Source organism: Ruegeria sp. HKCCD3925 (genome assembly GCF_057221175.1).
In genome coordinates, this window is the sequence record NZ_JBWVBI010000004.1 from 105,868 (window position 1) to 125,908 (window position 20,041).

Consider the following 20,041-nt stretch of genomic DNA (forward strand, 5'->3'; position numbering starts at 1 on the left):
GCAACGTCGCTGGCTGAGATAGCTTAGCCTGTATGAGCAGTTCCCCCCGATTCATTCACCTCCGCGTTCACACTGAATATTCGTTGCTGGAAGGTGCCGTGCGGCTGAAGAAGCTGCCGGACCTGTGCCAGAAGATGGAGATGCCCGCCGTCGCGGTGACGGATACCAATTCAATGTTCTCGGCCTTAGAGTTTTCGGTCACCGCCAGCGGGGCGGGTGTGCAACCGATCATGGGCTGTCAGGTCGATCTCAGTTACGTTCAGGCGCAGCCGGGAGAAAAGCCAAAAGCACCCGCGCCGCTGGTGCTGCTGGCACAATCCGAGGTGGGATATGAGAATCTGATGAAGCTCAGTTCCTGCCTGTATGTAGACAAAAGCGGGCAGTTGCCGCAGGTCACTTTGGACGAATTGGCGGAACGATCAGATGATTTGATCTGCTTAACCGGCGGTCCAGACGGGCCCGTAGGGTTGCTGTTACAGCAAGGTCAGCGCCCTGCTGCCGAGGCCTTGGTGGATCGTTTGTCCGCGATTTTCCCGGATCGCCTTTATGTTGAGTTGCAGCGTCACCCAGGCGAAGGAGGCCAACCTGAGGCCGAGCGCTTGACCGAGCGCAGTCATGTCGAGATGGCGTATGAAAAGAACCTGCCGCTGGTGGCCACCAATGACGTCTATTTTCCGACTTCGGACATGTACGAGGCCCACGACGCGCTGATCTGTATCGCCGAGGGGGCTTATGTCGACCAGCAGGACGGTCGCCGACGTCTGACCGCGCAGCACTATTTCAAGTCGCAGCAGGAGATGGTGACGCTGTTCGCCGATCTGCCCGAAGCCGTCGAGAATACGGTTGAAATCGCGCAACGCTGCGCCTTCATGGCCTATCGCCGCGACCCGATCCTGCCGAAGTTTGCAGATGATGAGGTCGCCGAACTGCGTCGCATCGCCAACGAGGGTCTGCAAAAACGTCTGGCCGTGATCCCGCACGCCGTGACACCTGAAGAATATCAGGAACGGCTGGATTTCGAACTTGGCATCATCGAAGGGATGGGCTTCCCAGGCTATTTCCTGATCGTTGCCGACTTTATCCAATGGGCCAAGGATCATGACATTCCGGTGGGTCCGGGGCGAGGCTCGGGTGCGGGATCACTGGTGGCTTATGCGCTGACGATTACCGACCTTGATCCGCTGCGGTATTCGCTTTTGTTTGAACGGTTTCTGAACCCCGAGCGGGTTTCTATGCCCGACTTCGATATCGACTTCTGCATGGATCGCCGTGAAGAGGTTATCCGCTACGTGCAGCAGAAATACGGGCGCGACAAAGTGGGGCAGATCATCACCTTCGGTGCCTTGCTGTCGAAGGCGGCTGTGCGCGATATTGGGCGTGTATTGCAGATGCCATACGGACAGGTTGATCGCCTGTCCAAGATGATCCCGGTCGAAGGCGTCAAACCCGTTTCCATCGAAAAGGCGCTGAAGGATGAGCCGCGCCTGCGGGAAGAGGCACGCAATGAAGAGGTCGTGGACCGTCTGCTCACATATGGCCAGCAAGTCGAGGGGCTGCTGCGCAACGCCTCGACACACGCTGCCGGCGTGGTGATCGGAGACCGGCCGCTGGATGCACTGGTTCCAATATACCAGGACCCGCGTTCGGACATGCCTGCGACCCAATTCAACATGAAATGGGTTGAACAGGCCGGGCTTGTAAAGTTCGATTTCCTGGGTCTGAAAACACTGACCGTGATCCAGAACGCGATGGATTTGATCTTTAAGTCAGGCCGTGACCTTCACATAGCTCCCGATGGCACGGAACTCTATGAACCCGCCGAAGGGGCAATAAATCAGATCAACGCCATCCCGCTGGATGACGAGGCGACGTACAAACTCTATTCGGCGGCCAAGACGGTGGCGGTGTTCCAGGTTGAATCCTCGGGCATGATGGATGCGCTCAAGCGGATGAAGCCGGATTGTATCGAGGATATCATCGCCCTCGTCGCGCTTTATCGACCCGGCCCGATGGAGAACATCCCCAAGTTCTGCGAAGTCAAGAACAAGCTTAGCGAACGCGACACGCTGCACCCGTCCATCGACCATATCTTGGATGAGACGCAGGGCATCATCGTCTATCAGGAACAGGTGATGCAGATCGCGCAGGAAATGGCGGGTTACAGCCTTGGGGGCGCGGACTTGCTGCGCCGCGCGATGGGTAAGAAAATTCAGGAGGCGATGGATGCAGAGCGGCCCAAGTTCCTCAAAGGTGCTGCCGAAAACAATGTGGATGAGGCCAAGGCGACCGAAGTCTGGAACCTGCTGGACAAGTTCGCCAACTATGGCTTCAACAAATCCCACGCCGCCGCCTATGCGGTGGTCAGCTATCAAACCGGCTGGCTAAAGGCGAACCACCCGGTCGAGTTCATGGCAGGTGTCATGAACTGCGATATCCATCTGACCGACAAGCTCGCGATCTATTTTGAGGAAGTCCGCAAGGGGCTGCAGCTGCCCTATGTTCCGCCGTGCGTAAATCGATCCCAAGCGACCTTTGATGTGGCCGATGGGCATTTGGTCTATGCGCTGGGCGCGCTCAAGAACGTAGGCGTCGAGGCAATGAATCTTGTGGTTGAGGGGCGTGGCGAAAAGCCTTTCGTAAACCTGTTCGACTTCGCCCGCCGTGTTGACCTGAAGAAGGTCGGCAAACGCCCGCTTGAGATGCTGGCTCGCGCCGGTGCCTTTGACGAGCTCGATAAAAATCGTCGCCGTGTGTTTGAAAGCCTTGATCCGTTGGTTCAGTATTCGGCGGCGATTCACGAGCAGAAGAATTCCAACCAAGTTTCCCTGTTTGGCGAGGCAGGCGATGACCTGCCCGAACCGCGTCTGTCCCCTTCGCCTGATTGGCTACCTGCCGAACGCCTAAGCGAGGAATTCAAGGCCATCGGATTCTACCTGTCTGGCCATCCGCTGGATGACTATATGCCGGCCCTGAAGCGCAAACAGGTGCTGACACTGGACCAGGTGACTGAAAAGGCGCGCTCTGGACCATTTATCGCTAAGATGGCCGGAGTCGTTGCAGGTCGGCAGGAAAGGAAATCAGCGCGTGGCAATCGGTTTGCTTTTGCGCAGCTCTCTGATCCGACTGGGGCATTCGAGGTCACGTTATTCTCGGAAACACTGGAGAAATCCCGAGAGTTTCTGGAAACCGGCGCACAGGTGGTACTGACGGCCGAAGCGACCATGGAGGCCGATCAGCTGAAACTGCTGGGCCGTTCCGTTGGTCCGGTTGATACAGTTGTGGCCGATGCGGGTGCGACGGGTTTGCGTGTGTTTGTCGAGGATTCGAAGGTTTTGCCGAACATGGCCACGGTACTGGAAGGCGCAGAGGCTTCAGCCAAAAGGGTGGCCAAGGGACCTGTTTATGTTTGCCTATTCGATCCCGGACTGCCAGGCGAGGTCGAGATGGATCTGGGCCGGGAATTTCCGATCAACCCAGAAATCAAAGGCGCGCTGAAGTCGCTCGAGGGGATATCGGAGATCGAAGAAATCTGATCCCGAACCGTAATGTTGCCACACGCGATGGACCCCGCTAGGCTGGGTGAACATCCTCAAAGGTCATTTCACAGGAGGGTTCCGAAATGGCAAGTTCAGGCAATGTTTTAAGGATATTTACACTCGCCGCGGCATGTTCACTGGCATTGGCCACTGCGGTACATGCAGACGACAAAAAGAAGAAAAACACTCTTACCGGGGCCTTGGTCGGCGCGGGCGTTGGCGCGCTGGTAGGCGATGGTAAAGGGGCTGCGGTCGGTGGGGTGGCCGGTGCGATTATCGGACATAACTGGAAGTGAAGCTGATGCAGTCAATTCTCATAAAATCTACTTTCTGTGCCACGCTCTTTGTCGTACCCACATTCGCGCTGGCTGACGATTCAGCAGAGCAGATGGTACAGGATGCCTTGCCTGTGATGCACTACACATGTGCGTCGATCGCAGAGGAGGCTGATGGCGACGAAGAATTTGTCGTGGCCGTTGTTGGAAAAATGACGGCCCTGTCACTCTATAACCGCCAGATCAATATCGAAGATCATGCGGCCACTGACGAGGAAAAGACCCAACTGCGCGAAGCCTTCATTGCTGCTCTGTCAGAGGGTTGTGCCGCCGACAAGAATGCCCTTCTGGGCGGTGTGGTCGATAACGCGGTGAAGTCGACGCTGGGGTTGTAACCCCTCAGTAATGCGGCGGGCGTTCGTCGCCGAACACAACGCCGCCTGAGCCTTCCTGCGCGCGTTCCGCCTCGCGTTGCAACAGCATCTCGACGCGGCGGGTCAGGCGGTCGATCTCGTTCTGTTGGTTTGTGACGACCGAGTTCAGCTCTTCGACCGTGCGGGTCAGATGGGCGATCTGCTCTTCCAGATGCTGCATGGGGCTCTCCTTATAGGCGTCTCATAGCGACCCTGTGACGCCCTGGCCAGAGAAACCCCGCCTTGCCCCGAAACAGACCATGGGATAGACCGCGCGCGGAACACTAAATCCCAAGGACGCCCCACATGGCCAAGCCCAAGAAACAGCCCCGCCCCAAGGCCGTAACGCCGAAAGGGTTCCGTGACTATTTCGGCGAGGAAGTCACGCAGCGCACCGAGATGCTGCGGACGATTGCAGGCGTCTATCATCGTTACGGGTTCGATGCCTTGGAGAGCAGCGCGGTTGAAACGGTTGAGGCGTTGGGCAAGTTCCTGCCCGACGTGGACCGCCCGAACGAGGGCGTATTTGCATGGCAGGAATTTGACGAAGGCGGCAATGGCGACTGGATGGCGCTGCGCTATGACCTGACTGCGCCTCTGGCCCGTGTCTATGCGCAGCACCGCAACGATCTGCCGACGCCTTATCGCCGCTATGCGATGGGTCCGGTCTGGCGGAACGAGAAGCCGGGGCCGGGGCGGTATCGCCAGTTTTATCAGTGCGATGCGGATACGGTGGGCACGGCCTCAATGGCTGCGGATGCCGAGATTTGCGCCATGCTGTCGGACACGCTGGAAACCGTTGGAATCCCGCGCGGTGACTATCTGGTGCGGGTCAACAACCGTAAGGTTCTGAATGGTGTGCTCGAAGCGATGGGTTTGGGTGAAGACGCCGCCGCCCGAGATAATGTTCTGCGCACGATCGACAAGTTCGACAAGGTGGGCGAGGCTGGTGTGCGTGAGCTTTTGACCAACGGCCGATTGGATGCCTCTGGCGCTTTTATCGATGGTGTTGGTCTTAGCGGTGATCAGGCCGAGCCGGTGATTGCCTTCCTGACTTCTAAAGCTGCAGATACCGCCGGAACGCTGGCCAACCTGCGCGCCGCTGTGGGTGACAGCAAGATCGGTGCGGACGGGATCGCTGAGTTGGAGCAGATTGGTGCGCTGCTGGATGCAGGCGGGTATGGTTCGGACCGGATCGAGATTGATCCTTCGGTCGTGCGTGGCCTCGGCTATTACACCGGGCCGGTCTATGAGGCCGAACTGACCTTCGAAATATACGACGAGAAGGGCCGCAAGCGGCAATTCGGGTCGGTCTCGGGTGGTGGTCGCTATGATGATCTGGTCAAGCGGTTTACCGGACAGGAAGTACCCGCGACCGGCATCTCCATCGGTGTTGACCGATTGCTGGCCGCTTTGCGTGAAAAGGGGCGGATCGCGGCGCAGGCCACCGGCCCAGTGGTTGTGACCGTGATGGACCGCGATCGCATGGCGGACTACCAGGCGATGGTGGCAGAACTGCGCAATGCCGGAATCCGGGCCGAGGTCTACTTGGGCAACCCCAAGAACTTTGGCAACCAACTGAAATATGCGGACAAGCGGAACTCTCCAATTGCGGTGATCGAAGGCGGTGACGAAAAGGCAAATGGGATCGTACAGATCAAGGACCTGATCCTTGGCGCCAAGATTGCCGAAAGCGCCACGCTTGAGGAATGGAAAGAACGGCCCAGCCAGTTCGAAGTGCCCCGCGGCGATCTGGTCGCTAAGGTGCGCGAGATTCTGGACAATCAGGACTGACCCATGCCGAACCGTTCCCAAATACAGGCCCGCGCCGCAATGATGCGTGTCCGGTTCGAGGCGGCGGGCGCGCAGGTGGTTGATACGCCTCTGCTGCAGCCAGCCGGGACGCTGCTGGACCTCTATGGAGAAGATATCCGCGCCCGTGCTTACGTAACCTCGGACGCGCTGCGGGGTGAGCAGATGCTGCGCCCGGATTTCACCCTGCCGGTGGTACAGATGCACATGTCCGATGGGGCTGAACCAGCAAGATACACCTATTCCGGCGAAGTGTTCCGCCGTCAGGAACACGATCCGGATCGTGCTAATGAGTATATCCAAGTCGGCTACGAAGTATTTGATCGCGAAGACCCCGCCGGAGCCGATGCCGAGGTGTTTTCGTTATTTGCCCTGCAATTGCGCGGGCTGCCTTTGCGGGCAGCGACAGGTGATATCGGTATTCTGATCGCCGCCGTCGGGGGTCTCAAGACCACTAGCCGTCGTAAGGCTGCACTGATGCGGCATCTCTGGCGGCCTCGCCGGTTCCGCGTTTTGCTGGACCGATATGCCGGACGCAAAGCTAGTCTCGAGGGGCGCGATGCTCTGCTAGACGCAGCTGACCCATTGGCGATTGACGTGCCCATGATCGGTAAACGCCGCGCGCCGGAAATCCTCGACCGGATTGAAGCCCTGCGCGAAGACCGCGCTGCGCCGCCGATCTCGGACAATGAACTGGCCGGTTTGGAGACGCTGCTTAACGTGCGCGAAACCATGCCTTTCGCGCTGGAACAACTGCGTGACATTGCGGTTGATCTGCCACAGATCACATCTGCTTTGGATCGTTTGGAAGCTCGTATCGCAGCCCTGCAGGCGCGGGGCGTGGATGTGGATACACTGGATTTTGAGGCGTCTTATGGCAGGACCTCGATGGAGTACTACGACGGGTTTGTATTCGGCTTTTATGCCGAAGGCCGCCCTGATCTGCCACCGGTCGCAACCGGTGGGCGCTATGATGCGCTGACCAGGCAATTGGGTGGTGGGGCCGAGATTCCGGCAATTGGCGGCGTGATCCGCCCGGACCTGATGCTCGAAATCGAGGAGGCTGCGCAATGAGCCTGAAACTCGGTGTGCCTTCGAAGGGCCGGTTGATGGACAAGACCTTCGCATGGTTTGAAAAGCGCGGCATTACACTGTCGCGCAGCGGATCAGACCGGGAATACGCGGGCAAGGTTGATGGGATTGGTGGCGTCTCGCTGATCCTATTGTCTGCAGGAGAGATTCCGCGCGAGCTGGCGGCGGGACGCATTCATTTGGGCGTGACCGGCATCGATCTTGTGCATGAAAAGCTGCCGCGCTGGGAACAGCAGGTGGAAGAGGTTGCACCTTTGGGGTTCGGCAAGGCGGACCTTATCATTGCAACCCCAGCCTGCTGGGTCGACGTGGATACTCTGGATGATCTGGATGCGGCGGCGGCGGGTTTTCGCAGGGCGCATGGCCACCGGCTGCGCATCGCTACCAAGTACCACCGTCTGGTCCGCGAATTCCTGACCGAAGCGGGAGTGGCCGATTACACGCTGGTCGACAGCCAGGGCGCAACCGAGGGGACGGTGGTGAATGAGACAGCCGAGGCGATTGCCGATATCACCTCGACCGGGGAAACACTGCGGGCGAACCACCTGAAAATCCTGTCGGATGGGTTGATCCTGCAATCGCAGGCCACGCTGTGGCGCAGCCGCGTGGCCAAATACGATGCGGCTGAAAAGACGGCTTTGAATGAGCTGCTGGACAGGTTGGCCTAAAGCACCCCAATTTCCGCTAATGCGCGGTTCAGATCGTCGGGCAGGGCATCGTCCTGCTCGCGATTTTTAGGCAAGTCGGCCGGGGTGTCCTCAGGCTTGAGATACCGCCAGCCCTGGAATGGACGCTTCAGAGCGTTCTGCGTTCTGTGTACCTCGGGGTCCAGGACGATGGCGCAGCGGCGGATGCCATCCTCACCGCGGACTTCATCCAGCCGCAGGATGCGCTGGCGGCACTGGACCACACCCTTGATCACCCAATAGATCGACCCGCCATTCAGAATTTCAGCGTCGCGCTTGGGCCACATGCGGGTGACGTGGCGCGGGTATCCGTCCTCATAGAGTGGTTTGCGGCTGTCTTGCCACGCCATCAACGTGTCGACGCTTTCTGACCCAACCGAAAGTTTGATGAGGTTTACGTACTTATCCACAGCTTTCCCACAGAGTCGTCCCAAGGGTGATCCCTATATTGTAGCCCTCATGCGCTTGTCATCAAGGTGTTGTGGTTTAGATGTGATCTGGGCTAATCTGAATGCCTCTTTCAGCACAGGGAATCACCAATGAGCCGCTTTGCCGCCCCCATCGCCGAGCAGATCTGGGATATGAAATACCGCTTTAAACAGGCGGATGGTACGCCCATCGATCAGACAGTCGAGGACAGCTGGCGGCGCATAGCTCGTGATCTGGCGCGTGTGGAAGAAGACCCGGCGCATTGGGAAGAAAAATTCTATGAGGCGCTAGAGGATTTCAAATACCTTCCTGCTGGCCGCATCACCGCCGGGGCGGGCACCGCGCGACAGGTAACCCTGTTCAACTGCTTTGTGATGGGGACGATCCCCGACAGCATGGGCGGTATCTTCGACATGCTGAAAGAGGCCGCGCTGACCATGCAGCAGGGCGGGGGGATCGGTTACGATTTCTCAACCATCCGTCCGCGCGGCGCCGATGTGAAAGGGGTCGCAGCGGATGCCTCGGGCCCGCTAAGCTTTATGGACGTCTGGGACGCCATGTGCCGCACGATCATGTCTGCAGGCTCGCGTCGTGGTGCGATGATGGCGACCATGCGCTGCGACCATCCGGATATCGAACAGTTCATCACCGCGAAATCCGACCCGGCGCGTTTGCGCATGTTCAACATGTCGGTTCTGGTCACCGATCCATTCATGGAGGCCGTCAAGGCCGATGGACCGTGGGATCTGGTATTTGACGGAAAGGTCTATCACACCGTTCAGGCGCGGGATCTTTGGAACAAGATCATGCAGGCCACCTATGATTATGCCGAGCCGGGCGTGATCTTTATCGACCGGATCAATCAGGCGAACAATCTGAATTACGTCGAGACGATCTCAGCGACCAACCCGTGCGGAGAACAACCTCTACCGCCTTATGGTGCCTGTCTGCTGGGTTCGATCAATCTGGCACGGTTGGTTGCCGAGCCGTTCGAGGATGCCGCGCATCTGGACGAGGAGGCTTTGCAAGAGCTGGTGGCCACCGCCGTTCGCATGATGGACAACGTGGTGGACGCGTCGAAATTCCCGCTGGCCGAACAAGAAGCCGAGGCGCAAGACAAGCGCCGCATCGGGCTGGGCGTGACTGGTCTGGCCGATGCGCTGTTGATGTTAGGTCTGCGCTACGGCTCGGACGAGGCGGCGCGTCAGACCGAACGCTGGTTGCACGCGATCGCGCGCGCCGCGTATCTGGCGTCGGTCGATTTGGCGAGGGAAAAGGGCGCTTTCCCACTGTTTGACGCCGAGAAATATCTGGCCAGCGGCACCATGCAACAGATGGATGACGATGTGCGCGACGCAATCCGCGAACACGGCATCCGCAACGCGCTGCTGACCTCGATCGCGCCGACGGGTACGATTTCGCTTTATGCGGGCAACGTATCTTCGGGGATCGAGCCGGTTTTTGCCTATGCCTACACGCGCAAGGTGCTGCAAAAGGACGGTTCGCGCACCGAAGAAGAGGTTGTGGACTATGCGGTGCAGATGTGGCGCGACAAGTTTGGCGACGCCGAATTGCCCGAGTATTTCGTGAATGCGCAAACACTAAGCCCGTCCCATCACGTAAAAATGCAGGCGGCGGCGCAAAAGTGGATCGATAGTTCGATATCGAAGACAATCAATTGCCCCGAAGATATCAGCTTTGATGCCTTCAAAGACGTCTACATGCAGGCCTGGGATCAGGGATGCAAAGGCTGCACAACCTATCGCCCCAATGATATCACCGGTTCGGTTCTGAGCGTATCGGAAAGCGACGACAAAGCGCCGGGTGAAAGCGCGGATGCCCCGCATGAGGTTGACGGGGGCGAGGTCGTTTATATGTCCGAACCGCTTGATCGCCCACAATCGCTTGAAGGGTCGACTTACAAGCTGAAATGGCCGGACAGCGAGCACGCAATTTATCTGACAATCAACGATATCGTCATTGGCGGACGCCGCCGTCCCTTCGAGGTGTTCATTAACTCGAAGAATATGGAGCATTATGCTTGGACGCTGGCTTTGACCCGGATGATATCGGCCGTGTTCCGACGCGGTGGCGATGTGTCCTTTGTGGTCGAGGAACTGAAAGCTGTGTTCGACCCGCGCGGCGGGGCCTGGGTCAAAGGCAAGTACATTCCGTCCATTCTGGCCGCGATTGGCGGCGTGATCGAGCAACACATGGTCAATATCGGCTTCCTTGAGGGCGAAGGCATGGGCCTGAAATCCGATCCTCAGGCGCAGGTGGTCAACATGGACGCCCCGCGTGGCAAGACTTGCCCATCCTGTGGTCAGTTCGACATGGTGATGATCGAAGGCTGCATGACCTGCCGCAGCTGCGGTCATTCTAAGTGTGGCTGATTTGGCGTAAAAGCTATCTGCAATCAATCAAAGTCGGCTATCTTCGCGGACTTCGGATCGAAGCGAACTTAGCGCGGTGCGCCAGACGTTCACCAACATTCGACGAAAAGTATCAATATGAGGCTGTTCTTTAGCAACATTTTCGTGATTGCTACATTTCGGTCTCTTTTCCGCCCATTTTTTCGTTGATACACAAGCACAGTTACTTGTGGGATGAGTAAAAGTGCGGGCGGACAGATGAGAACCGGTTATAACGGTCGAATAGCAATATTTTGGACACAGACGGAAGTTGACGGGCTTGAGGCGGCGCCTTTGGCCCACTTGTGCGTTGGTAGCTCTTGGTCCTGGAGGGGGCGAGGGGTCCAACTCGCCGCAAGTGCTGACCAAGTTGCGCTGCACGCAGGCTCCACCGGTCTTAGATCTATATTGGCGGCCAGAGCCAGTTTCGCCAACCCCGGCGAGATCAACGAAAGTGCCAAGATCGAGTTGTCAAACGGGGCTCAGACTTTCGTTGCCGAGCTGGTGCGTGAGGTGAACGAAGCGTCTCTGGTGCTTGTGTTTGAGGATGGATGCCCTGAGCCTGATCAAGATTTCTGGGTCAGTTCGGCAGCTTCGCATATTGAACCTGTTGAGATTGACAGCGGTTATGACGACAAGGTTGTCGTGTTCCCGGCGGCTCGCGCAAATGCAAGTTCAGTGCCGGTAAGTCTATCAATTACTGCCGGTTGGGCCGCTGAATAACGGATACTTCTCAGAAAGATTCCAACTCTAAGCAGAAATCCTACCCTTTGCTTGCTGTGGCGTGTTGACTCTGGCCGAAGCAGGGATATAAGCGCGGCTTCATTGGTGTTGGTGGCCCCCGCGAGGGGATGCCTGTCATGGGGGAAACCTCAAGAGGACAACGCCCTTCATAGTGGCCCATCGGGGCCTCGATCTAAAGAAGGAGATCAGCCGTGACCAAACGCACGTCTGCCAAGTACAAAATCGACCGCCGGATGGGCGAAAACATCTGGGGTCGTCCGAAATCCCCGGTTAATCGTCGTGAATACGGCCCCGGCCAGCATGGCCAGCGCCGCAAGGGCAAACTGTCTGACTTCGGTCTGCAGCTGCGTGCCAAGCAGAAGCTGAAAGGCTACTACGGCGACCTGACCGAGAAGCAGTTCCGCCGCATCTATGCAGAAGCCGAACGTGTCAAAGGCGACACCGGTGAAAACCTGATCGGTCTGCTGGAGCGCCGTCTGGACGCCGTTGTTTACCGCGCCAAGTTTGTTCCGACCGTGTTCGCCGCACGTCAGTTCGTGAACCACGGCCACGTTAAAGTGAACGGCAAGCGGGTCAACATCCCGTCCTACCGCGTCAAAGAAGGCGACGTTATCGAAGTGCGTGATAAGTCCAAGCAGTTGGCCGTTGTCCTGGAAGCTGTCGGCTTGGCCGAGCGTGATGTGCCTGACTACATCGACGCCGACCACTCGAAAATGACCGCGACCTTCGTGCGTGCACCGGGCCTGAGCGATGTGCCTTACCCGGTTATGATGGAACCGAACCTGGTCGTCGAATTCTACGCGAAGAACTAATCTTCGCCGACCTGTTGAGTTTAAGGGCCGCGCTTTCAGCGCGGTCTTTTTTTTTATGGGGCTCTGCCCCAGTCGCTGCGCGACTCCCCCGAGATATATTTGGCCAGATGAAGAGGCGGATCAGATAGGAAGCGGGCGACTTTCGGCAATGGCCTCCATTGCGAAATAGGAGGTGACGCTGTCCAGTTCGATCTTATCGATGAGGCGTTGATAGACTTTGTCGTAAGAGGCCATATCTTCTGTAACGACCTTGAGTTGATAGTCATAGTCGCCGCCAATGCGATGGAAATCGACCACTTCAGGAATGGTCAGGACATGACTGCGAAAGGCCTGCAACCATTGGGCAGAGTGGTGGCGCGTGCGCAGCATGACGAAAACCACCAGATTCAGCCCAAGCTTTTCACGCGCGATGCGCGCCGTAGAACCTTGCAGGACACCTGTGTCGTTCAAGGCCTTTATTCTTCGCCAGCAGGCATTTTGGGACAGGCCGACCCTATCTGCCAATTCTCGCTGGGAAAGTGTTGCGTCTTTTTGCAGTTCCTTCAGAAGACGCGTGTCAATTTGATCTAATTTTTTCTCCATATAAACTCATATGACACAAAACTCGGACATATAAAGCATAAAATTGTGAGGTTTCCACAGGATGGATCAATCATATTGGAGTTAGCAATATGGAGCCTGTGTTATGACCTTGTCCAACTTTCGCGCAGAAATTCAATCTGCTGCTCACGGAAATACTCTGCGTGATGGGCTGATCGGTGAGGGGGTACTCATCCCGGGTCTGCATGGGGACGTGCCGCTTGTGTATGCGGACTACGTTGCCTCGGGTCGCGCGTTGCGACAGGTCGAAAATTTCGTGGCTGAGCATGTGTTGCCGTTCTATGCCAACAGCCACACCGAAGCCTCCTATTGCGGTTCCTATATAACCCGTTTGCGCCGCGAGGCGCGGGCCGAGATCGCCTGCATAGTTGGCGCCAAGGAAGAGGACGCGGTGATCTTTACCGGGTCTGGCGCTACAGCGGGTCTTAACCGGCTGGTTAGTCTGCTGGGAGTGCAAGAGGCTAATCAGCCGGTCGTTTTGATCGGGCCGTATGAGCATCATTCGAACATTCTGCCTTGGCGGGAAAGCAAGGCGCAAGTGATCGAGATTCCTGAAGCCGTTGATGGTGGTCCCGACATGCCCGCGCTGAAGGCGGCGCTGCTGGAACACGCGGAATCCGATCTTGTGATCGGATCCTTTTCAGCGGCGTCAAACGTCACCGGCATCATCACCGACCCTGATCCAGTGACGCGGATGCTGAAAGAACATGGTGCGCTTGCGGTATGGGACTATGCGGGTGGTGGACCTTATTTGCCAATGGACATGGGGCCGGAAGATGCGCGGAAGGACGCGATCGTTGTCTCTCCGCATAAGTTTCCGGGTGGGCCGGGGGCGTCGGGTGTTCTGGTCGTTAACCAATGTGCTGTGAAGCGGACGTGTCCGAGTTGGCCCGGCGGTGGGACTGTCAGCTTTGTCTCGCCTTGGCGACACGACTACAGCGCCGATCTCGCGACACGAGAAGAGGCGGGTACACCAAATGTGATCGGAGACATTCGCGCGGCCCTGGCCTTCATTGTCAAGGATGCGGTCGGAACGGATGAAATCGCACAGCGTGAGGCGCAGTGTAACCGCATGGCGTTGGATGGGTGGTCCGACAACCCACATCTGACATTGCTAGGTGCCGAGAATGCACACCGCCTGCCGATATTCTCGTTCCTTGTGCGTGATCGGAGTGGGCAACCGGTGCACCAGCAGCTGTTTACCCGAATGCTCAGCGATATCTATGGCATACAGGCGCGTGGCGGCTGTGCCTGTGCCGGGCCATATGCGCATCGTTTGCTGGGCATTGATCGTGCCACATCGGATGAGTTGCACGCCTCGTTGTCGGCGGGTGAAGAAATGAAGAAGCCCGGTTGGGTGCGACTGAATTTCTCGTACCTCATGAGCGAGGAAACCGTTCAATTCATCATCGACAGCGTTAATGACTTGTCGCGCCGGACCGAGGAATTCGTGCCATTCTACAATGCCGACCCTGCTACGGCGCGCTTCAAGGCGGCCTGAAGGAATTGCCGCTTTTCTCAACCCGTTGAGACAGGTATGAGGGGCCAAGTTAGCGGAGCCCCTCATGACCCAGATCACCCCTCAACCCGGCATAATGGACATCGCACTGTATCAGGGCGGTCAGTCCCATGTCGACGGCGTTGCGGATGTCATAAAGCTGAGTTCCAACGAAAACCCGTTTGGGCCAAGCCCCAAAGCGATCGAAGCGGTGCGCGAAAGCGCGGCTTCGCTGCATCGTTATCCCAGCACCGATCATGCCAGTCTGCGCGCCGCAATTGCTGAACGGCACGGACTGGATGCCACCCGTATCATCTGTGGTGTCGGCAGTGATGAAGTGTTGCAGTTCGTGGCGCAGGCCTATGCCGGTCCGGGGGATGAGGTGATTTATACCGAGCATGGATTTTCCATGTATCCCATCATCGCGCGCATGGCTGGCGCGACCCCGGTTATGGTGCCTGAGCGGGATCGCCGGGTGGACGTGGACAACATCCTTGCCGCCGTCACCGGACAGACCAGGATTGTCTTTGTGACCAATCCGGGCAACCCGACTTCAACCATGATCTCTGACGCCGAATTGCAGAGGTTGGCGGATGCATTGCCAGCCGATTGCCTGATGGTGCTGGATGGTGCCTATGCCGAATTTGTCGATGGTTTCGATGGAGGCGCAGGGCTGGTGGACCGGTTTAGCAATGTCATCATGACCCGGACGTTTTCGAAAGTGTACGGTCTAGGTGGGATGCGCGTTGGCTGGGGCTATGCGGCGAAAGAGATTATTGATGTGCTGAACCGCGTTCGTCAGCCGTTCAACCTGTCGCTGACGGCTCTTGCGGCGGCTGAGGCCGCCGTGCGGGATGAGGAATATCTGCGGTTCTGCCTGTCTGAAAATGCACGCCTCCGGATTTGGTTGTCTGATGAACTGGCGAAGGTCGGCGTTTCATCCGATGTGTCATGCACGAATTTCATCCTCGCCCGTTTTGCTGACAGGGCCGAGGCGGAAGCCTGCGATGACTATTTGAAAACGCAGGGTTTGATCGTGCGGCGGGTCGCGGGCTACAACCTGCCAAACGCGCTGCGGATCACCGTAGGCGACGAAATCGCCTGCGGTCGCGTGGTTGCAGCGATTACTGCGTTCAAAGGGGGCGCTGTATGAGCCAGATTTACGACCGTGTTGCGCTGATCGGGTTGGGCCTGATTGCATCGTCCATGTTCTGGGCGATCAAACGGGCTGGGCTTGCGGGCGAAGTGACGGGTTATGCGCGATCCGAGGCAACCCGCGAGACGGCGCGCCAGATCGGCCTTTGTGACCGGGTTTGCGAGACCGCGGAAGAGGCGGTCGAGGGTGCTGATCTGGTGGTTCTGTGTGTTCCGGTTGGCGCAATGGGACCTGTGGCGCAGCAGATTGCACCGGTTCTGAAATCCGGTGCCACCGTTTCAGACGTGGGGTCGGTAAAGCGTCACGTGATTGACGCCGTCTCACCACACATACCTGATGGCGTTCATTTCATTCCGGCGCACCCACTGGCTGGGACCGAGCATTCCGGGCCTGATTCGGGTTTCGCCGAACTGTTCGACAACCGTTGGTGCCTGTTGGTGCCGGTCGAAGATTCCGATCCGGATGCGATCGCTCGCCTGCGGGCTTTGTGGGAGGGTCTGGGATCGAATGTCGATGAAATGGACGCCGCGCATCATGATTTGGTGCTGGCGGTCACCTCGCACGCACCTCACCTGATTGCCTATACGATGGTGGGTGTTGCGGATGATCTCCGGCGGGTTACAGACACCGAAGTCATCAAGTATTCGGCAGCTGGTTTCCGCGATTTCACCCGCATCGCGGCTTCGGACCCGACGATGTGGCGTGATGTGTTTCTGACCAACAAAGACGCAACGCTGGAGATTCTGGGCCGGTTCACGGAAGAGCTCTTTGCGCTACAGCGGGCCATCCGAACAGGTGACGGAGAGCAATTGTTCGACTACTTTACGCGCACACGGGCGATCCGCCGCGGCATCATTGATGCGGGCCAGGATACGGATGCGCCAGATTTCGGGCGGGGAAAAACATCGACATGAGAAAGATCGGTTGCAGCCATTTGATTTTCTGCGTTGCTTTGGCGGCAACGACTGCAAATGCGGCGGCGCCTGAAACTTCTATTGTGCCGTTGACGCGCCCGGAAACCACCCAAGCGATGGTGGCAATCGTCACCCCCAACATCCGGCCTGTGCTACGGCCCGCTTCGCCGCAGGTAACGGCCGCTGCAGCCCGTCCCGCAGAATTACCATTGCTCGGGCCCGAGAATTCGATCCGCCCGTTTGTGCGCCCGGAAGAATTGGAACAACGCGTCTTTCTTAAGAAACGCAAGCTGCGTAAGGGTTCAGTCTGTGGCGATATCGATATTCAGGGTAAGCCGGTTGGACGTGTGAAGGGCAAGATCAAAGCCTGCGGGATTAAGGATGCAGTGCAAATCACCTCAGTATCGGGGGTCGGGCTGAGCCGCCCAGCGACGATGGATTGCGGCACTGCACAGGCGCTGAACAATTGGGTCGACAAAACTGTAAAGCCCACGTTCAAACGCCGAGGTCCGGTGGTCGAGCTACAGGTCGCCGCGCATTACGCCTGCAGAACACGTAACAACCGAAAAGGGGCGCGGATTTCTGAGCATGGTAAAGGGCGCGCCATCGACATTTCGGGCTTCAAGATGGCCGATGGTGAGGTGGTGACGGTTCTGAATGGCTGGCGCAAAAATCCGTCCAAGAAGCAACTGACCAAAGTATGGCGCGGCGCGTGTGGGCCATTTGGCACGGTTCTCGGACCAAACTCTGATCGCTACCATCGGGATCATTTCCACCTAGACACCGCGCGCTACCGCAGCGGCACCTATTGCCGTTAACGCAGTACCAGTCTCGGGGCAGGACCAAGGGGCAACGGACCCAAGGCGACGAACCCATCTCTGAAATTCAGCTGTAAATCCAGCGAATTTGGGTTGCCACCCAGTCCAGCCATGAAGCCCAATGCGCGGGTCACAGGATCGACTGCCTGATCCGGCAGCGCACCTGCGGCGTTTGCCATCGCGATCATGTCGCGCCAGTTTTCGGCTTTCATCGCAATTTCACCCGTTGGAATGCCCTGTTCGTCAACTTCCAGTTCGCCGGTGGCGAACAGACGCAGCTCACCCCATTTCATTTCTGCCAAACGCAGATCAATCGCAACGGGTTGGGGGCGACGCTGCTCAAGTGCGGTGCGGTCCCAGGGTTTGTCGAAAGTGACAAACATATCCATTTCCAGCGTTTCGAACGATTGCGGCAGGGTCGATGCTGAACGCATCAGGCGTCTCAGATCATCGCCGGGGGTAAATCCGTCGATCTTCGCGGTAATCCCATAGCTTTCGGGCGCTCCAGATTGCTCCATCACAAGGCTCAGCGACTGGCCTCCGGCTTGCGGATCACCTTCGGTTGTCAGCAGCCAGCGCTTTGAGGTCAGCGCCATTTTCTCGAGCACCAGCGCGACACCGGGTTGGAGCTGCAACTCGGCTTGTAGCGCTTCGGCCTGAACGGTCGTGGTCTGGTCGAAATAGGAAAGGCGCTGCGGCGTACTGGCAAAGCGCAGCATCTGGCGGCCGGGCCAGATTGCTGGGCTTTGGAACTCGACCCAGTCCGCACTCCACGCCGTTCCGTTGACCGGATCGGCCAAAGCCGGATTATTCAGGCGTGTGATGTGCTGAAATGGATATCCTGCCGTCGACACGTCCGAGAATTCGGCCTGCCAGCCCAGTTCTTGCTGCCGGTCAAACCAACCGGTCAGGGCGTTTCGCAGACCATAACCGGCGACAAACCAGTAGGCGCTCCACGCGAGGGCGATAAATACGAAAACGCGTATCAGACGGCGCATGATGAATGGCCCTTTTTCCTGCCTCGGATTTGATGTTTATAGGGCCAAACGGGCAAGGACCAGTGCAATGACGATGTGGGTATTCGGATATGGATCGCTGCTGTGGAACCCGGGCTTTCCGGTGGCACGCAGCGAACGAGCTAAGTTGCACGGATATGCGCGGTCGTTTTGCATGCGCTCTATCCACCATCGCGGCACGGAAGAACACCCCGGTTTGGTATTGGCGCTGGACGAACAGCCAGACGCGCATTGCACTGGATTGGCGCTTGCTGTCGAGGCAGGTCACGAAGAGCGCACTTTGGCTGAATTGCGTGAGCGTGAGCTGATTTCGTCAGCCTATCTGGAGCGGATGCTGGACGTGCATCTGGACTGCGGGCAGATCGTAAATGCAGTGACTTACGTCATCGATGCTCACCACGTTCAGTATTGCGGCGGTCTTCCATTGGAAGAGCAGGCTCAGATCATCGCCCACGCGGTTGGCGGACGTGGCCCAAATACCGAATATCTATACAATACTGCCTCGCACTTGACCGAGATCGGACTGCACGACCCTGATCTTGAGTGGTTGTCGCAACGGGTGCGGACAATCAGCGCATAAACTCTTGGCGTCACGGGGTGAACTTCGATAGGTTCAGCCCAGAGCAGACAATACCAGGAGCCACGCGCATGGCGCAGGCACAACAGGGCGTGAGACCACATTTCTCACAACCGATCCGTCAGATTTTGATGATGCTGATCGCAATAGGGCTGTCAGGACTTGGCGTGTTCATGGCGTTGCCATATGTGCTGCCGGTTATTCAGGCCAATCTGTATCTTAACGGGTTCATTTTGCTGGTCTTTGTCATCGGTGTCGCTGCCTGTTTTCTGCAGGTCACACAGCTGATCGGATCGGTTCGTTGGATCGAAGCCTTTGCCGGAGGCGTCGAACGTGACGATGTGCGCCCGCCGCAACTGCTTGCCCCACTGGCGTCGTTGTTGAGGGAACGCGGCGCGCGGTCTCAGATCAGCTCTAGCTCTACCCGATCGATCCTCGATTCCGTCGCCGAACGGGTCGAAGAAGAGCGCGAGATCACCCGCTACATCACCAACGTGCTGATCTACCTTGGCCTACTGGGGACATTTTTTGGTTTGGCCACCACTGTCCCCGCCATCGTTGATACGATCCGCAGCCTGAACCCGCAGGAAGGTGAAGAAGGTCTGGCCGTCTTCAACCGTCTGATGACAGGATTGGAAGCGCAGCTGCAGGGCATGGGCGTTGCTTTTGGGTCGTCATTGCTGGGTCTGGCCGGATCCTTGATCGTCGGTTTGCTGGAACTATTCGCGGGCCATGGCCAGAACCGGTTCTATCGCGAATTGGAAGAATGGTTGTCCTCAATCACCCGCGTTGGCTTTGCTGCGGGCGATGAGGGCGGCGCGGAACTGGCCGTGCTGACCCCAGTACTGGACGCCATGTCTGAACAAATGGATGCACTGCAGGACATGTTCTCGGCGCAAGAAGTTGATCGCACGAACGTCTCGACCAAACTGGGACATTTGGTCGATGTCATCGGGGAAATGAACCAGCGGCAGGCCCAGACCGAAGGCGTAACGGCTGCGCTTGAACGTGTGGCGCTGGGGCAGGACGCTTTGTTGGATCACATGCGCGAACATGGCGCGGGCGAGGGGATCGATGCGGAAAGCCGCATGCGCCTGCGGTCGATGGATGTTCAGTTGCTGCGTATACTCGAAGAAATCTCCGCTGGTCGTCAGGACAGCATGAACGAACTGCGCAAGGATTTTGAGTTACTGGTCAAAGCGTTGACCTTGCCACGGGGCGCCGTACGAACGCCGCCAGAAGGAGAGTAACC

19 protein-coding genes are annotated in these 20,041 nt (G+C 57.7%); 15 read left to right on the forward strand and 4 right to left on the reverse strand.

The window, feature by feature from the left end:
• The first annotated feature begins 32 nt into the window (after positions 1–32).
• The 3 genes from dnaE (at position 33) to AC2TEM_RS10645 (ending at position 4,206) form a co-directional block, all read left to right on the forward strand.
• On the forward strand, positions 33–3,533 hold the full coding sequence (gene dnaE / locus AC2TEM_RS10635) for a DNA polymerase III subunit alpha (RefSeq protein WP_170420517.1): 3,501 nt from the start codon (positions 33–35) through the stop codon (positions 3,531–3,533).
• An 86-nt stretch (positions 3,534–3,619) separates the two neighbouring features.
• Positions 3,620–3,832, forward strand: a complete 213-nt coding sequence (locus AC2TEM_RS10640; protein ID WP_170420519.1) for a YMGG-like glycine zipper-containing protein — start codon at positions 3,620–3,622, stop codon at positions 3,830–3,832.
• A gap of 5 nt (positions 3,833–3,837) precedes the next feature.
• Complete coding sequence (locus AC2TEM_RS10645) at positions 3,838–4,206, forward strand: hypothetical protein (RefSeq protein WP_170420521.1); 369 nt, start codon at positions 3,838–3,840, stop codon at positions 4,204–4,206.
• Between the two features lie 4 nt (positions 4,207–4,210).
• On the opposite strand, the gene AC2TEM_RS10650 is transcribed toward AC2TEM_RS10645, so the two are convergent.
• Positions 4,211–4,405: a SlyX family protein gene (locus tag AC2TEM_RS10650; protein ID WP_170392484.1), complete on the reverse strand. Its 195-nt coding sequence runs from the start codon at positions 4,403–4,405 to the stop codon at positions 4,211–4,213.
• A 125-nt stretch (positions 4,406–4,530) separates the two neighbouring features.
• On the opposite strand from AC2TEM_RS10650, the gene hisS reads away from it, so the two are divergent.
• Genes hisS through hisG form a run of 3 tightly spaced genes read left to right on the forward strand, consistent with a single transcriptional unit; the run spans position 4,531 to position 7,796 of the window.
• Positions 4,531–6,018, forward strand: a complete 1,488-nt coding sequence (gene hisS / locus AC2TEM_RS10655; RefSeq protein WP_170392483.1) for a histidine--tRNA ligase — start codon at positions 4,531–4,533, stop codon at positions 6,016–6,018.
• Positions 6,019–6,021: 3 nt separating this feature from the next.
• The gene (locus AC2TEM_RS10660) at positions 6,022–7,110 is read left to right on the forward strand and encodes an ATP phosphoribosyltransferase regulatory subunit (RefSeq protein ID WP_170420523.1); all 1,089 of its coding nucleotides are present in this window, start codon (positions 6,022–6,024) and stop codon (positions 7,108–7,110) included.
• Positions 7,107–7,796 (forward strand): ATP phosphoribosyltransferase, encoded by a 690-nt coding sequence (gene hisG / locus AC2TEM_RS10665; RefSeq protein ID WP_170401909.1) that lies wholly within the window; start codon positions 7,107–7,109, stop codon positions 7,794–7,796. Before AC2TEM_RS10660 ends, hisG begins: the two co-directional genes overlap by 4 nt.
• On the opposite strand, the gene AC2TEM_RS10670 is transcribed toward hisG, so the two are convergent.
• Positions 7,793–8,224, reverse strand: a complete 432-nt coding sequence (locus tag AC2TEM_RS10670; protein ID WP_170392480.1) for a DUF1489 family protein — start codon at positions 8,222–8,224, stop codon at positions 7,793–7,795. The two genes, hisG and AC2TEM_RS10670, sit on opposite strands and share 4 nt — an antisense overlap.
• Positions 8,225–8,353: 129 nt before the next feature.
• Between AC2TEM_RS10670 and AC2TEM_RS10675 the strand changes: the two genes are divergently transcribed.
• From AC2TEM_RS10675 to rpsD, 3 genes are all read left to right on the forward strand, one after another.
• Positions 8,354–10,636 carry an adenosylcobalamin-dependent ribonucleoside-diphosphate reductase gene (locus AC2TEM_RS10675; protein WP_170420527.1) on the forward strand — a complete coding sequence of 761 codons (2,283 nt, stop codon included), beginning with the start codon at positions 8,354–8,356 and terminating at the stop codon, positions 10,634–10,636.
• Positions 10,637–11,062: 426 nt separating this feature from the next.
• The gene (locus AC2TEM_RS10680; protein WP_480856184.1) at positions 11,063–11,377 is read left to right on the forward strand and encodes a hypothetical protein; all 315 of its coding nucleotides are present in this window, start codon (positions 11,063–11,065) and stop codon (positions 11,375–11,377) included.
• A 212-nt stretch (positions 11,378–11,589) separates the two neighbouring features.
• Complete coding sequence (gene rpsD, locus AC2TEM_RS10685; RefSeq protein ID WP_170392466.1) at positions 11,590–12,210, forward strand: 30S ribosomal protein S4; 621 nt, start codon at positions 11,590–11,592, stop codon at positions 12,208–12,210.
• 120 nt (positions 12,211–12,330) lie between these two features.
• On the opposite strand, the gene AC2TEM_RS10690 is transcribed toward rpsD, so the two are convergent.
• A complete protein-coding gene (locus AC2TEM_RS10690; protein ID WP_170401903.1) occupies positions 12,331–12,792 on the reverse strand; it encodes an Lrp/AsnC family transcriptional regulator in 462 nt (153 codons plus the stop codon).
• A 103-nt stretch (positions 12,793–12,895) separates the two neighbouring features.
• Between AC2TEM_RS10690 and AC2TEM_RS10695 the strand changes: the two genes are divergently transcribed.
• The 4 genes from AC2TEM_RS10695 (at position 12,896) to AC2TEM_RS10710 (ending at position 17,196) form a co-directional block, all read left to right on the forward strand.
• Positions 12,896–14,311 (forward strand): aminotransferase class V-fold PLP-dependent enzyme, encoded by a 1,416-nt coding sequence (locus AC2TEM_RS10695; RefSeq protein ID WP_170420529.1) that lies wholly within the window; start codon positions 12,896–12,898, stop codon positions 14,309–14,311.
• Between the two features lie 64 nt (positions 14,312–14,375).
• Entirely contained in the window at positions 14,376–15,461 is a 1,086-nt protein-coding gene (gene hisC, locus AC2TEM_RS10700; protein ID WP_170420532.1) for a histidinol-phosphate transaminase, read from the forward strand.
• On the forward strand, positions 15,458–16,378 hold the full coding sequence (locus AC2TEM_RS10705) for a prephenate/arogenate dehydrogenase family protein (RefSeq protein WP_170420534.1): 921 nt from the start codon (positions 15,458–15,460) through the stop codon (positions 16,376–16,378). Before hisC ends, AC2TEM_RS10705 begins: the two co-directional genes overlap by 4 nt.
• Positions 16,375–17,196 (forward strand): extensin family protein, encoded by an 822-nt coding sequence (locus tag AC2TEM_RS10710; protein ID WP_170420536.1) that lies wholly within the window; start codon positions 16,375–16,377, stop codon positions 17,194–17,196. The genes AC2TEM_RS10705 and AC2TEM_RS10710 overlap by 4 nt, the downstream gene beginning before the upstream one ends.
• On the opposite strand, the gene AC2TEM_RS10715 is transcribed toward AC2TEM_RS10710, so the two are convergent.
• Positions 17,193–18,194 carry a DUF2125 domain-containing protein gene (locus AC2TEM_RS10715; RefSeq protein ID WP_170420538.1) on the reverse strand — a complete coding sequence of 334 codons (1,002 nt, stop codon included), beginning with the start codon at positions 18,192–18,194 and terminating at the stop codon, positions 17,193–17,195. The two genes, AC2TEM_RS10710 and AC2TEM_RS10715, sit on opposite strands and share 4 nt — an antisense overlap.
• Before the next feature lie 67 nt (positions 18,195–18,261).
• On the opposite strand from AC2TEM_RS10715, the gene AC2TEM_RS10720 reads away from it, so the two are divergent.
• The gene (locus AC2TEM_RS10720; protein WP_170420540.1) at positions 18,262–18,792 is read left to right on the forward strand and encodes a gamma-glutamylcyclotransferase; all 531 of its coding nucleotides are present in this window, start codon (positions 18,262–18,264) and stop codon (positions 18,790–18,792) included.
• Between the two features lie 68 nt (positions 18,793–18,860).
• Complete coding sequence (locus AC2TEM_RS10725) at positions 18,861–20,039, forward strand: biopolymer transporter ExbB (RefSeq protein ID WP_170392455.1); 1,179 nt, start codon at positions 18,861–18,863, stop codon at positions 20,037–20,039.
• Positions 20,040–20,041: the final 2 nt, after the last annotated feature.

Excerpts from the sequence above, each read along its gene's own strand:
- dnaE (WP_170420517.1), top strand. The coding sequence starts at position 33 with ATGAGCAGTTCCCCCCGATTCATTCACCTCCGCGTTCACACTGAATAT.
- AC2TEM_RS10640 (WP_170420519.1), top strand. The coding sequence starts at position 3,620 with ATGGCAAGTTCAGGCAATGTTTTAAGGATATTTACACTCGCCGCGGCA.
- AC2TEM_RS10645 (WP_170420521.1), top strand. The coding sequence starts at position 3,838 with ATGCAGTCAATTCTCATAAAATCTACTTTCTGTGCCACGCTCTTTGTC.
- AC2TEM_RS10650 (WP_170392484.1), bottom strand. The coding sequence starts at position 4,405 with ATGCAGCATCTGGAAGAGCAGATCGCCCATCTGACCCGCACGGTCGAA.
- hisS (WP_170392483.1), top strand. The coding sequence starts at position 4,531 with ATGGCCAAGCCCAAGAAACAGCCCCGCCCCAAGGCCGTAACGCCGAAA.
- AC2TEM_RS10660 (WP_170420523.1), top strand. The coding sequence starts at position 6,022 with ATGCCGAACCGTTCCCAAATACAGGCCCGCGCCGCAATGATGCGTGTC.
- hisG (WP_170401909.1), top strand. The coding sequence starts at position 7,107 with ATGAGCCTGAAACTCGGTGTGCCTTCGAAGGGCCGGTTGATGGACAAG.
- AC2TEM_RS10675 (WP_170420527.1), top strand. The coding sequence starts at position 8,354 with ATGAGCCGCTTTGCCGCCCCCATCGCCGAGCAGATCTGGGATATGAAA.
- AC2TEM_RS10690 (WP_170401903.1), bottom strand. The coding sequence starts at position 12,792 with ATGGAGAAAAAATTAGATCAAATTGACACGCGTCTTCTGAAGGAACTG.
- AC2TEM_RS10695 (WP_170420529.1), top strand. The coding sequence starts at position 12,896 with ATGACCTTGTCCAACTTTCGCGCAGAAATTCAATCTGCTGCTCACGGA.
- hisC (WP_170420532.1), top strand. The coding sequence starts at position 14,376 with ATGACCCAGATCACCCCTCAACCCGGCATAATGGACATCGCACTGTAT.
- AC2TEM_RS10705 (WP_170420534.1), top strand. The coding sequence starts at position 15,458 with ATGAGCCAGATTTACGACCGTGTTGCGCTGATCGGGTTGGGCCTGATT.
- AC2TEM_RS10710 (WP_170420536.1), top strand. The coding sequence starts at position 16,375 with ATGAGAAAGATCGGTTGCAGCCATTTGATTTTCTGCGTTGCTTTGGCG.
- AC2TEM_RS10715 (WP_170420538.1), bottom strand. The coding sequence starts at position 18,194 with ATGCGCCGTCTGATACGCGTTTTCGTATTTATCGCCCTCGCGTGGAGC.
- AC2TEM_RS10720 (WP_170420540.1), top strand. The coding sequence starts at position 18,262 with ATGACGATGTGGGTATTCGGATATGGATCGCTGCTGTGGAACCCGGGC.
- AC2TEM_RS10725 (WP_170392455.1), top strand. The coding sequence starts at position 18,861 with ATGGCGCAGGCACAACAGGGCGTGAGACCACATTTCTCACAACCGATC.